General features: G+C 46.1%; 11 protein-coding genes, 2 pseudogenes and 1 riboswitch. Of the genes and pseudogenes, 6 read left to right on the forward strand and 7 right to left on the reverse strand.

The features are described 5' to 3' along the window. A pseudogene (gene gsiB / locus KY305_RS17750) lies at window positions 1–215 on the reverse strand (glucose starvation-inducible protein GsiB); the annotation flags it as partial. Window positions 216–309: 94 nt separating this feature from the next. Beyond that, the gene (locus KY305_RS17755) at window positions 310–1,119 is read right to left on the reverse strand and encodes an EcsC family protein (protein ID WP_223063659.1); all 810 of its coding nucleotides are present in this window, start codon (window positions 1,117–1,119) and stop codon (window positions 310–312) included. 166 nt (window positions 1,120–1,285) lie between these two features. On the opposite strand from KY305_RS17755, the gene KY305_RS17760 reads away from it, so the two are divergent. From KY305_RS17760 to KY305_RS17770, 3 genes and pseudogenes are all read left to right on the forward strand, one after another. Continuing rightward, window positions 1,286–1,651, forward strand: a complete 366-nt coding sequence (locus tag KY305_RS17760; protein WP_223063660.1) for a DMT family transporter — start codon at window positions 1,286–1,288, stop codon at window positions 1,649–1,651. Next, a complete protein-coding gene (locus KY305_RS17765) occupies window positions 1,648–2,055 on the forward strand; it encodes a DUF5360 family protein (RefSeq protein ID WP_223063661.1) in 408 nt (135 codons plus the stop codon). The genes KY305_RS17760 and KY305_RS17765 overlap by 4 nt, the downstream gene beginning before the upstream one ends. Before the next feature lie 54 nt (window positions 2,056–2,109). Continuing rightward, window positions 2,110–2,325: pseudogene (locus KY305_RS17770) on the forward strand (DUF2188 domain-containing protein); the annotation flags it as partial. A gap of 144 nt (window positions 2,326–2,469) precedes the next feature. Here KY305_RS17770 and KY305_RS17775 read toward each other — a convergent pair. Next, entirely contained in the window at window positions 2,470–2,829 is a 360-nt protein-coding gene (locus KY305_RS17775) for an SH3 domain-containing protein (protein ID WP_223063662.1), read from the reverse strand. A gap of 517 nt (window positions 2,830–3,346) precedes the next feature. Here KY305_RS17775 and KY305_RS17780 point away from each other — a divergent pair. From KY305_RS17780 to KY305_RS17790, 3 genes are all read left to right on the forward strand, one after another. Then, window positions 3,347–3,604: a GlsB/YeaQ/YmgE family stress response membrane protein gene (locus tag KY305_RS17780; protein ID WP_214801643.1), complete on the forward strand. Its 258-nt coding sequence runs from the start codon at window positions 3,347–3,349 to the stop codon at window positions 3,602–3,604. A 234-nt stretch (window positions 3,605–3,838) separates the two neighbouring features. Further along, on the forward strand, window positions 3,839–5,116 hold the full coding sequence (locus KY305_RS17785) for an Nramp family divalent metal transporter (protein ID WP_223063706.1): 1,278 nt from the start codon (window positions 3,839–3,841) through the stop codon (window positions 5,114–5,116). A gap of 107 nt (window positions 5,117–5,223) precedes the next feature. Then, window positions 5,224–5,490: a hypothetical protein gene (locus KY305_RS17790; protein WP_223063663.1), complete on the forward strand. Its 267-nt coding sequence runs from the start codon at window positions 5,224–5,226 to the stop codon at window positions 5,488–5,490. A 55-nt stretch (window positions 5,491–5,545) separates the two neighbouring features. Here the strand turns inward: KY305_RS17790 and KY305_RS17795 are convergent, their stop codons facing one another. The 4 genes from KY305_RS17795 to KY305_RS17810 form a co-directional block, all read right to left on the reverse strand. After that, the gene (locus tag KY305_RS17795) at window positions 5,546–7,267 is read right to left on the reverse strand and encodes a pyruvate oxidase (RefSeq protein ID WP_223063664.1); all 1,722 of its coding nucleotides are present in this window, start codon (window positions 7,265–7,267) and stop codon (window positions 5,546–5,548) included. A 58-nt stretch (window positions 7,268–7,325) separates the two neighbouring features. Beyond that, complete coding sequence (locus KY305_RS17800; RefSeq protein WP_223063665.1) at window positions 7,326–7,772, reverse strand: NUDIX hydrolase; 447 nt, start codon at window positions 7,770–7,772, stop codon at window positions 7,326–7,328. 53 nt (window positions 7,773–7,825) lie between these two features. After that, the gene (locus tag KY305_RS17805) at window positions 7,826–9,646 is read right to left on the reverse strand and encodes an APC family permease (protein ID WP_223063666.1); all 1,821 of its coding nucleotides are present in this window, start codon (window positions 9,644–9,646) and stop codon (window positions 7,826–7,828) included. Window positions 9,647–9,803: 157 nt separating this feature from the next. Beyond that, a riboswitch (cyclic di-AMP (ydaO/yuaA leader) is annotated at window positions 9,804–9,951 on the reverse strand. Window positions 9,952–10,085: 134 nt separating this feature from the next. Further along, entirely contained in the window at window positions 10,086–12,203 is a 2,118-nt protein-coding gene (locus KY305_RS17810; protein ID WP_223063667.1) for a cellulose biosynthesis cyclic di-GMP-binding regulatory protein BcsB, read from the reverse strand. Window positions 12,204–12,206 lie beyond the last annotated feature (3 nt).

The raw sequence follows: 12,206 nt of genomic DNA on the forward strand, positions 1-12,206 counted from the left end.
ATTTCCTGATAGAATTCTTTGTCATGATTTTTGCTTGTGGCTTCTCCGCCTTTTTCGCCGATTTCCTGATAGAATTCTTTGTCATGATTTTTGCTTGTGGCTTCTCCGCCTTTTTGACCAATTTCCTGATAGAATTCTTTATCATGGTTGTTGCTTGTCGCTTGTCCGCCTTTTTTACCTGCTTCTTCTCTGCTCATTTTGTTTTCTTGTGCCATTTTTGAATTCCTCCTTTAATTGGTGTTGGTTGTTGATTTCCCGAATTCAGATCTCCTAAACAAAGAAAACACATTGAATGTGTTTTCGGTTGTTTTATGATTCAGCGGCCTCCATGCGCGCCAGGATACGGCGCTTTTTATAAAGCATGATGCCTGTTTCCGTAATGCTCTCTAAAGCTGAGCGGTTGGCGGATGCGCCAAAGATAATGCCCGCAACCGGAACCATTTGAAGCAGTTTCTTGGTTGCAAAGGTATCACGGTAGCTGTATACGACTTCGCGCCAGCCTAGAATTTGTGAGGCAACGCGCTGATATGCATGTTCGTTTTGATCATAATGTTTCAAGTCTTGTAAAATCGCCTTTTTTCCGATGACGTCACTTGATGCGAGCTGGAGCAATTTGACGATAAACACACGTTCTTTTTTATCTTTCGGGTCGAATCCATAGGCGATGGCGATGTCTTGCAGCGTCTTTAAGGACAAACCGAGCATAGCCGGAATATCTGCCGCAAGCGTAAACACGCCGCCTACCCCCGTCGCGGCGCCCTGCACGGTTGCAGTATTGATTCTTGCACGCCCCATGGCAGCGGCGATGTCATCCATGACAGCAAGCGGGGCTTCTTGTATGTCATGCAGCGTGTCAAAGGACTGCTGCGGGAGCCTCTTCTTAAACTTTTTCATGATTTGCTTCTCTGAGGTTAAATACCGGCCGCCTGTTTGAATAAAGCTTCCCGTTTCATCCAAAATGACGCCGATTTTCTTCTGAATGAATTGCGGCGTGAGCTTGTCCAAAAGCTGAAATGGCAGGCGGCTGAGTTTTTGCCAGAACCAGACCTTCTGCTGCTCCTTTTCCCATTTCCGGATTTCTTTTAATTGTGTTTGCAGGTCTTCCTGTTGTTCTGTCACCCGTCCTGCACATCCCTTCTGATTTCTTTCTTCATAGTATACCTTTATAGCGTTTTCTTTTTACACCTGAACGGATTTTTTATCCAGAAAACATACCATTGTTTAATTTTCTTTAAATTCTATATATTGTATAATTCTGAATATCACGATTGAAGGAGAATCTTGAATGCAATGGATTTATTTGAGTTTAGCGATCATTTTTGAAGTATTGGGTACGACCAGTATGAAATTATCAAATGGATTTACAAAACTTGTCCCAAGTATTTTATTATTATTGTTTTATATCGGCAGCCTTTGCTTTCTTACTTTGACTTTGAAATATATAAGTGTCTCCATCGCTTATGCGGTCTGGTCGGGAATGGGGATCGTGCTGATTTCCGTGATCGGAATTTTTTTCTTCCATGAACAGTTTTCTGTCATTAAAGCTGTCTCTGTTCTTCTGATCATCATCGGTGTCGTTTCCTTAAACTTTATTTCTGAAAGTGAAATGTCATCAAACGGCATCAGCGTACATACGGACAGAAACAAATGATGAAAGGGTTAAAGGTTCTCTTCCTCATTACGGATATTGGATTTATCGTTTATTGGATTGTTACTTTTTTTGAGTGGATTCCAAAAAACATGGCGTTTAAAGATTATGATAACGCCATGATGATGGCCTGGAACTGGTCCTTCTTTCCCTTAGATATTTTCATTTCGATAACGGGGCTGTACAGCTTGTTTCTTTATAAACGAAAACATGCGTTGTGGCGCCCTTTCGCATTAATATCACTTGTGCTGACCTTTTGTTCAGGCCTGCAAGCGATCGCCTTTTGGGCATTTATCGGTGATTTTGATCTCATGTGGTGGGCATTCAATCTGTATTTGCTTCTTTATCCTTTATATTTTATCCGAAAATTGCTGGTCTCTAAAAATAGCTGTCATTCTTTTTGGTGAGGCGGTTTTCTTTTTCTTCAGGCGGGAAACACTTTTCATAAAGGAGTGATAGACATGCCTTGGTCTATGAAGGATTATCCTCAATCATTTAAAAATCTCGAAGAGCCTGTGAAGAAGAAAGCGATCGAAATCGCCAATGCGATGACGGACGAAGGTTATGAGGAAGGACGGGCTATCCCTATTGCGACAAGCCAGGCGAAGAAGTGGAAAGAAAACGCTTCTAAAGAAGAAATTGAACAGATGATGAAACATGACGATGAAACGAAGCGCGGCAACTGATCCGAAACACGGGCTGAGCGGAGCATTATTCGGGTTAGCATATACGTTTTCTTGTGTGCATAAATGGGGTCATGTACGAATCGCTGATGAAAAAGCAAAGAAAAAACCTCGCTCCGGCAGAGCGAGGTTTTTCTATTATAAACCATAATAATAAGATAGAGTTGTGACAGAAACGTAGCCTGTCGCTCCTGCATAAGTGACTTTCAGCCATTTATTAGAATTGGTGTAGTGGCCTTGGACGTATTCTCCTGTTACCCATGTACCTGTAATTGTTTTACCGCTTGAGAATGTTGTAATAGTGGAACAGCTAACCTTAGAGCATGAGCGCATATTAGCACCGTAAATACCTACTGTGCCCCCGCTGCCAGCTAAAATTGAAACGTCCGGTTCAGCTTTAGAAGGTTTAATAGCCGCTGCTGATGCAGAGCCGCCAAAAGCGAATAAAGAAACAGCAAAAATCATGGCTAAAGAAAAGATCGACAAACGACGCATCAAGAAAATTCCCCCTTTTTTATAATAGAACTGGAAAGCTTTCCTAAGGTTATTATACTTTTTTGTTCAGCAGACTAACATCAGCCTAATGTTCCAACTTAATGTTTGACGTAAACTTTGAAAGCCTTTCCTTTTTTAAAATAAATGATATAAAAATGAATAAAGCAGGTTCGTTTTTTGAACTAGAATCACTGGTACTCCACTGATTCTAGATTTTATTTTAAAAAACAGCGGGGGTTTCAGCAGAGGTCATTTGAATGGTACCAGAGGGTTTTATCTTCCAATGGAAAGATTCATTATTGTTCTATTTACCGGGTAAAATAAAGAGATGAGCTGTGTTTTTTTCAAATCAGTCCGGGCGGCCGGAAGGTTCTGGAGATTTATAGGCAAGTGTACTCTTTTAACCTTTGACTTTTTCTGAAGGGACGCTCGCTGTATCCATCCAGTGTGCAATCCTTAGTTTCAACCCCAGTGAAAACGGTAAAAGATAACTAAATAAACAAAAGGAGAGGTGGATATTATGCTCAGCTTTTTAGTTTCATTAGTAGTTGCCATTGTAATCGGATTAATCGGAAGCGCGATTGTAGGAAACCGAATGCCGGGCGGTATGATCGGTTCTATGATTGCCGGACTGATCGGAGCTTGGATCGGTCACGGGCTGTTCGGGACTTGGGGGCCGAGCCTTGCGGGATTTGCGATCATTCCGGCGATTATCGGGGCAGCCATCTTTGTTCTGATCCTCAGTCTTATTTTCCGCGGGATGCACAAGGAAGCCTAAAAGAAATTCGTCAAGAAGGCATCGTTTCTTTCCTGAAACGGTGTCTTTTTTATTTTTGGACCTTTCTCACGGGGGGATACATATCATAGATAAACCAGGGCATAAATGTACTGTTTTATTGAACATTAAAGACTTGACATCTTATAATAGCGGATTTATGATGTAGATAAAATAATTTGCACTTGGGAAACTTTTTATTATTAAGCTAAAAATCTATCAGAATTTAGGTGAGACATTATGAGCAAAGACATCTCAGCACAATCACTGCAATCCAAAGCCGTGCAAGATGCACTTGACGGTAAGAGCAAGGGGTTCAAGAGGCTTCTGCCTTTTTTAGGCCCCGCGTTTATCGCAGCCATTGCCTATATTGATCCCGGAAACTTCGCTACGAATATCTCAGCTGGTTCAAAATATGGTTATATGCTGCTGTGGGTGATCCTTTTCTCAAACTTGATGGCTTTTTTAATTCAAGTCCTTTCAGCGAAGCTTGGCATCGCTACAGGGAAAAACCTGCCTGAAATCGCAAGAGACCGATATCCGAAATGGGTGTCAGTGGGTTTGTGGATACAAGGTGAATTGGTGATTATGGCGACTGACCTCGCTGAATTTATCGGTGCGGCTCTCGGCCTTAATTTGTTATTCGGTATGCCGATGGTTGAAGCAGCGGTGATTGCAGCGATCGGATCATTTGCTATATTAGAGCTGCAGCGGCGGGGCTATCGTGCGCTGGAAGCAGGCATTGCCGGTTTGCTGTTTGTCGTTGTCATCGCGTTTGCCCTGCAAACCTTCTTCGCAAAGCCTGATGCCGTATCGGTCATTGAGGGGCTTTTTATTCCGAGGATTGACGGAATGGACAGCGTGCTTCTGGCAACGGGTATTCTCGGTGCGACCGTTATGCCGCACGCCATTTACTTACACTCTGCGCTTACACAGCACCGTGTCGTCGGAAAAACAGATATTGAACGGAAAAAGATTTTCAAATTCGAGACAGTTGATATTCTCATCGCGATGGTCATCGCCGGTGCGATTAACGCAAGCATGCTGATTGTCGCGGCTGCGCTTTTCTTCAAAAAAGGGCTGTTTGTAGAAGATTTAGATGTGGCGTATCATCAATTCGGCCATTTCATCGGGCCTGCTTCGGCTGTTCTTTTCGGGATCGGGCTTTTGGCCGCCGGGCTTTCCAGTTCTTCGGTCGGCACGATGTCAGGCGATATCATTATGCAAGGATTTATCCGTTATCGCATCCCGCTTTACTTACGGCGCTTCATTACAATTATACCTCCGATGGTTATCATCATCTCAGGCGTAAACGCCACAGCGGCGCTTGTATGGAGCCAGGTCGTCCTTTCATTCGGGATCGCTTTTGCATTAGTTCCGCTTATTATGTTCACAAGCAACAAGCATCTTATGGGCGTCCTGACGAACCGGAAATGGGTCACGTCTCTCGCCTGGGTCATTGCTGTATTGGTTATTGCTCTTAATCTATTTGTGATTTACGACTCATTCCGTTAGAAAAAACCCGGCCGCTTAGAGCCGGGTTTTCTTTTGGCGCCCTGCTTTAGTTCGTATCTTTTTTTCGTTGTTTTTGGTATGATAGAAGAAAAATCGGAGTTTTGCATATGTCAGTATTTATCCTTTTTTATCTGTGGATTGTGCCGATTGTCATTGGCATTTTCTGTTCTCTTATTGCTTATCGGACAACAGGAAAGAAACGGCTGATCCCCGGTTTTGTGATGATCGCTTTGAGTATCGTTTCCTTGATAACGGGGCTCACACTCGGCGGCGTGAACTATCACATTTTCATCGGCGGCATGTTTTTATTCGGTACGTTATTGGTTGGCTCTGCTTTCCCGTTCTTCTTTGGTTCTTCCCGAAAACAAAAATAAACAGGCTTTTACGCCTGTTTATTTTTTATTTATACCATTGGAAAAATCTTTCTTTCTAAAACAGCCGTTTCAAGCTTTTCTTGAGTGACGGCATTTCGAGTTTTTGGTTTTCGAAGAAATTTTTCAGCATGTATTTGCTGAATCCTTTCGCCTGGCCGTAAGTGATTTTTCCCGGAAGCGGCGGCTCATCGCCGATGATGGCGTCGATGACGACCGGCTCGTTTGAGTTGAGCGCTTCATGGAAGGCGGGTGCAAGCTCTTCATGTTTTGTCACTTTGATGCCTTTCGCCCCGCAGCTTTCCGCAAATGCTGCGTAGTCCACGTTTTGCAGTTTTGTGACGTAGTCGATGTTGCCTTTGACCTGCTGTTCATATTCAATCATGCCTAAATTTTCATTGTTTAAGATAACGACTGTGATCGGCAGTTTATATTTAACGGCCGTCGGGAGGTCCTGCATGACCATGGAAAATCCGCCGTCTCCGCAGATGGCGATGGACTGCCGGTTCGGCTCGGCAAGGCTTGCAGCAATGGCTCCCGGAAGACCGCAGCCCATCGTAGCCAGCCAGCTTGATACAATAAAGTCCTGCTTGGCCATTTTGAAATGGCGCGCCATCCATACAGTTACTGTGCCGACATCCACGGAAAGAACGGCATCTTCTGCGGCGGCATCATTGAGACGGGCAATGACCTGCTGCGGCTTTAGCGGATGAGTCGCTTCCGTTTCATCCTTTTCAATTTCCTTCCACCAATGCTGCATGTGCTCTGTGCAGGCATTCAAAAATCTTCTGTCTTCTTTATATTCAATATACTCCGTCAGCTCTTTCAGCCCGAGAGCCGCATCGCTGACAATCCCCGCGTTGACAGGATAGCGTTTGCCGATTTTCGCCGGATCTGAATCAAGCTGAATCGCCGGCGTATCTTCAGGCAGATAATCCCGGTACGGGAACGATGTCCCGAGCATGATTAGCAGATCGCATTCCTCCATGGCCTCATAGGCGGGTTTTGTGCCGATTTGACCGAGATTCCCAAGAAAGTGCGGATGGCTGTCAGGCACGACGCCTTTTGCCGGAAGGGTAATGACGATCGGGGCCGCCGCTTTGTCGGCGAACGCGAGCAGCTCCTCTTTTGCTGATTTTAACCCTTGGCCTGCGAGAATGACCGGTTTTTTTGCGTTGTTAATATATTGCGCACAGGTAACGAGATGTTCTTTTTTAGGCTCGATGTCTGCTTTGAGATAAAGAGGTGATGTGTAAGCCGGCTCCCGTTTGATTTTTTCCGCAAATAAATCATCGGATACAGTTAAGACGGCAACGCCTTTTTTGCTGTATGCCGTACGAATCGCCTGATTCAGAAGATCGGGCAGCGCTTCTGCCGTATGTACCTGCTGATTAAATACCGCCACGTCCTCAAACATTTGCTCTAATTTGATTTCTTGAAAGCTGTCACGGCCGATTTCATTAGAAGCGACCTGTCCCGCAATCGCCAGGACCGGGACACCGTCCGCTTTGGCGTCATACAATCCGTTCAGCAAATGAACGGCACCAGGCCCTGCGATAGAAAGGCAGACACCGATATTTCCCGTCAGCTTCGCCTCAGCCGCGGCTGCCAGGGCGGCAACTTCCTCATGGCGGGTTTGGATGAATGTCAGGTTGTTTCTTTCATGTCTCAGTTCTTCGATAAATTCATTAATGCTGTCTCCGGGAATGCCGTATATGTGACCGACTCCCCATTGTTCAAGCAGCTCTGTCATTACGTGTCCTGCTGTTTTACTTGGCATACTGCATCCTCCTTTTACCTGTTTCATACCACTTCTGAAACAGGTTGAAACACGGGGGCTATTTGCCTGACTTTCTCCTCAGCAGGTCAAGGATGGATAACAGATTTCGGTCTTTAAGCGTTACCTTGATATCCGCCGCTCCATTAAGCCCGTCTTTTACTTGCCGTTTTCTGTTCGGCACCATGAACAGCGGCAGGCGGTTTGGGCGAAACCAGCGTAAAGCGGCGGTTTCCGGCCCGTTCATCAGCGGGGTTCCCCCTGTCACGGCTCCGATGAACACGTGCTGTGTATCATGAAATGCCGGCCTTTCATACTCACCTGCTTTGCGCAGGATGGTAATGGTATATCCGGTTTCTTCACAGGCCTCTCTGATGGCTGCGGCTTCAGGTGTTTCGCCTTCTGCGATCCCTCCGCCGGGCAAATCCCCTAAGGGGATGTCGTTTCGTTTCACGAGCAATATGTCCCGCCCGTCATGTTGAATGATGACAAAAGCGCCTTGAGCCATGTCGTCCTCCTTTACAATAAAAGACCGCGGCACCCGGCCGGCGGTCTCTTTTTTTATTTCTTAAAATGATACGGTAAGGTGGCAACGATAATGTCCTTTTTCCAGAACAGCCGGACGCGGAGCAAAAAGGCTGATTGGTTATGAAGGATAGTCTGCCAGCGTTTTTTCGTAATGAATTGCGGAAACAGCACCATGACGGAAAACTGCTCCTTCCTCGCTTTTGCTTCCACCGTTTCCAAAAATTTATCAAACGGATGAACAAGGCTGCGGTATGAGGAATGAAGCGTCACGAGGCGGACGCCGTTATCAAGCTCCTCCCAGCGCTTTTCCACTTTCTTTTCATTTTCTTTGTCAAAGGACACATGAACGGCAATGACCTGATCTGACAATGATTTTGCGTATTGAATTGATTTCTGGACGACGGTGGTGACACCGGCAACAGGCACAATGACGACAGTTCCTTTAATATCTTCGGGCTGTGTATCGACGACCCGAAGCTGTTCGCCGACAGCGGTGTAATGGTTTTTTATCACAAAAAACAGCATGACGACAGCCGGCATAAATATAAGCACGGGCCAGACAAGATTAAATTTGGTTGCGAATAAAATGCACAGCACCATAAAGGAAATCGCAGCGCCGCATGAGTTAATCAACATTTTTCCGGCCCAGCCTTTTGGCTTTTGTTTGATCCATTTTATGCACATTCCCGTCTGTGACAGCGTAAACGGAATGAACACGCCGACGGCATAAAGCGGAATTAAATGCTCCGTCCGGCCGCCGAATAACAGAATGAGCAAAATGGAGGCGACACCGAGAAAGATAATACCGTTTGAAAAGCCTAAACGGTCGCCGCGCACCGTGAACATTCTCGGCATATATTGGTCTCTCGCTAAATTAAAAGCAAGCTGCGGAAAAGCGGAAAAACCCGTATTTGCCGCAAGCACGAGAATCAGGGACGTAGCGCCTTGAATGATGAAGTAAATCGTGTGACGGCCAAACGTTTCCGCAGCGATTTGGGAAATGACCGTTTCATTCGGCTTCGGTCCCGTGCCGTAGCCGAACGCCAGCACCGTAATCCCGGTAAATAAGACGGCCAAAAGGATGCCCATCATCGCTAACGTGCGGGCCGCGTTTTTCGCCGGAGGGTTTTTAAAAGCCGGAATTGCATTAGAAATGGCTTCAACCCCGGTAAGCGCCGAACAGCCTGATGAGAAGGCTTTGAGCAGTAAAAACAGCGTGATTCCCGCTACAGGTGTACCGATTGACGTATGATCTGCCGGATGAATCTGGCCCGTTGCCAGCTTAAACAGCCCGGCACCGATCAGCAGGATGAGCGCCGCCACAAATAAGTACACGGGATAAGCCAAAATGGACGCTGATTCTGACAGCCCTCTTAAGTTTAAAATCATGATCAGAACCACCAGGATGACAGCGATGAGCAGGTGGTACGGGTGCAATGCCGGAAACGCTGAAGTGATCGCGTCAGTTCCGGCGGAAATGCTCACCGCCACTGTTAAAATATAATCAACGAGTAATGAGCCGCCCGCAATCAGCCCCGGTTTTTCGCCAAGATTTTCTTTTGATACGATATATGCGCCTCCGCCTTGCGGATAAGCGTAAATGATTTGTCTGTATGACAGGATCAAAGCTAGCAGCAAAATGAGAACCCCTGCGGCAATCGGAATCGAATACCAAAACGCGGCCGCGCTTACCGTGGCCAGGATGATAAGAATCTGTTCTGTTCCGTATGCAACAGATGACAGCGCGTCTGATGAGAGCATCGCCAGTGCCTTCAGTTTGGTCAGTTTCTGCTCTCCCGCTGCCTGTGATTTTAATGGTTTCCCAATCAAAAATCTTTTGATTGAATGGTACATTTCTTGTCTTCCCCTTTTTTTCATTTTCCGTTTGATTTACAAATTCCTTACTGCTATCATGTCTCCTTATGCTGATTGCATGCTAAATTTCAGCACAGCAAAAAAACACAGAGGCAAACGGATGCCCCTGCGCCCTAAACGTGCACAGGTTTCATTCATCTCCTCTCATAAACGCTTACGAGGTTAGCTGACGGATTCGGGCTGATGAGAGTTGGCCCTACCTAAAAAGGATTCACCCCAAGCGGCTTAACGCGCCGCAAAAATTGGTTCCCCCGCTCTGATTTCAGATTAAGCGATATAGATTATAAAAGAGATCATACTCCCGTATCACCGGGTTGTAAAGAGGCTTTTATGCCGATTCGAAAATAAAAAAACTTCCGCCAAAAATGGAAATAAAAATACAAATAAAAGAGGCTGTCATCAGCCTCTTTTATAGCAGTCAATCTTCATTTTTTTCATTATCTGCTTTTCTCTTTTTCCTTCTTGACGTATACCAGATCAATCCGGCCGCAATGATGATAAGCGCGGCGAAAAGGACGATATACATGACGTTCACTTTTGAAGCCGGATTGCTGACATCAGCTGATTGGCTGCTGCTGTCAGACTTGATCTGCTGATGGTTCGAAAACAGCTGCTGGCTGTCCGTTTCATTAATAACCGTTGCGGCTTCGCTGCTGCTGTCCAAAAAGCTGATCAGTTCTTTTGTGACGGCCGTGCCGCTGCCTGATAGAGGAGCAAACACAGCGATGCTGTAATCTCCGTCCCACGGCGATTTTTGCGTGAATGCGATTTGTTTTGTCGTTTCGTTCAGCATCTGGAATTTTGATACATTGTACGTCCCGTTTCGATCTGACGGCACGATAAGCTCAGGTGCTTTTGCCTTCAGCAGCGGAAATTGCTGTAAGCCGCCGATAAACAGGACATTGTGCCCCTTGCCGTCCGCTTCCTTCATCTCTGATGCTGTTTTCACAGTAAACGGATGCTGGGCGCTGTTTCCGAATGAATCAGTCAATAGAGAAAGCCCTTCAAGCTTCCTCATGCTCACGCCGTCAGGGATGACGATGACTGTCTTTTCCTTCTGGTTACCCGCAAACGGGAGAGGCCAATGCTCAAAATCGGCTTTCTGCGCTGTATCGCTTAAAGAATAAGACAGCATGCTGCTTTTATCAATATAGACCCATTTATTTTCATCATGGTCAATACACGGATTATTGTCTTTTAACCCGGATGTGACAAATTGTAAATCAATATACCTGTTGCTTTGCAACAGCTTCGGATCTATCGGGAGTGAAACGTGATAAAAGCCGTCTTTATCCTTATTGCTGAGGCTATTAAGACGGACCGCATTCGGCTGCCCGTTGATCATGACATTAAGCTCGGCCTTTTCTGAGCCGGAATCATCCGCCTTCGTTTGAACGGCTTCTGACGTCTTCAGTTTGAGAGACAATTTTACCTGCCCGTCTTTATCAACAACCGCCAGTGCAGGGTAAAAGAAGTGCTCTGACGACGTTTTGTTTGAACCGACGGTCACATCGCCCGCCCCGAAGTCTTCTAATGTCAGTTTATTGCTTGTCTTCTCAGCAGCCGGCTGAAGCCGGTCAATCATCAATGTGGCTCCGCCCAGCTGGCCTGTATACGTTTTGTCTGTGATGACGCTGATTTTATTTGCCAGCGTTTCATCCGACTTTGCCGTGACAAACAAGACGGGCTGGCGCTTATCCTTAGCGGTCAGCACCCGTTCAGCGAGAAGGAGCTTGTTTTCTTCGGCTTTGATGTTTCCTTGTTTGAAAAGCGCTTTTATGTTGCCGTTCCAATGATTGCCGGTACCGATTACAATCGAAGGGGTATCGATCTTCGCAGCGTCGAATTCTTTGACATATGACACCTTCAGCTTGCTGTCGGCCGTTTTCAGAAAGCCTTCTGTTTTTACTGCGGCTTCAACCTCTGCTGAGCTCGGTTTGTCAGGAATAATAATATCGGTCTCTTCACCCGTATTGCCTGATTGAGCAAACGGATACGGAAAATGGCTGAGATCCGCCCCTTTTGACTTGCTGGTTTCAGAAAGCATAAGCCGGCTGTCCGGATAAATTTTAATCCAGTTTCCGGACGTATCCTGCCTCACGCAGACTCCTTCTTTTAACACGCCGTAGAAGTTCAATGAGACATTGTGATAGCCCTGAGCGGATTGGCTTTTGCTGAGATTGAGCTTCACTGACTTCCGCTTGGCGTCACCGTCAAGCTTTATGGATTTGGCAGGCTCATGATCTATAGCAATGGTTAAAGAAGATGGAGAAATTAATAAGTTCGACGCTTCATAATCAATCACCAGTGACTGATTGGCATCGGAAGCGCCTGCCGGAATTTGATAGGTCAGCTGCGAGCTGTCTTTAGCACCGTACAGCGTGATCAGATCATTCGTCAGCGCCTGCTGCTTATCATTGGCGCTGAGGCTTTTTCCGAGAATGGAACCGTCCGTTTTCAGCTCTTGAGCTGCGGCCGGTTCCCCGTTCAGCGCCAGCAGCAAAAGGCCTGTTATCAATATGATCGCTTTTTTCAAAAA

Source organism: Bacillus sp. YC2 (assembly GCF_019891195.1).
In the GTDB taxonomy this organism is placed as follows: Bacteria; Bacillota; Bacilli; order Bacillales; family Bacillaceae; genus Bacillus.

Bases quoted from the DNA above. Each gene is read 5' to 3' on its own strand.
- KY305_RS17760 (WP_223063660.1), top strand. From the start codon at position 1,286: ATGCAATGGATTTATTTGAGTTTAGCGATCATTTTTGAAGTATTGGGT.
- KY305_RS17790 (WP_223063663.1), top strand. From the start codon at position 5,224: ATGTCAGTATTTATCCTTTTTTATCTGTGGATTGTGCCGATTGTCATT.
- KY305_RS17805 (WP_223063666.1), bottom strand. From the start codon at position 9,646: ATGTACCATTCAATCAAAAGATTTTTGATTGGGAAACCATTAAAATCA.
- KY305_RS17795 (WP_223063664.1), bottom strand. From the start codon at position 7,267: ATGCCAAGTAAAACAGCAGGACACGTAATGACAGAGCTGCTTGAACAA.
- KY305_RS17765 (WP_223063661.1), top strand. From the start codon at position 1,648: ATGATGAAAGGGTTAAAGGTTCTCTTCCTCATTACGGATATTGGATTT.
- KY305_RS17780 (WP_214801643.1), top strand. From the start codon at position 3,347: ATGCTCAGCTTTTTAGTTTCATTAGTAGTTGCCATTGTAATCGGATTA.
- KY305_RS17800 (WP_223063665.1), bottom strand. From the start codon at position 7,772: ATGGCTCAAGGCGCTTTTGTCATCATTCAACATGACGGGCGGGACATA.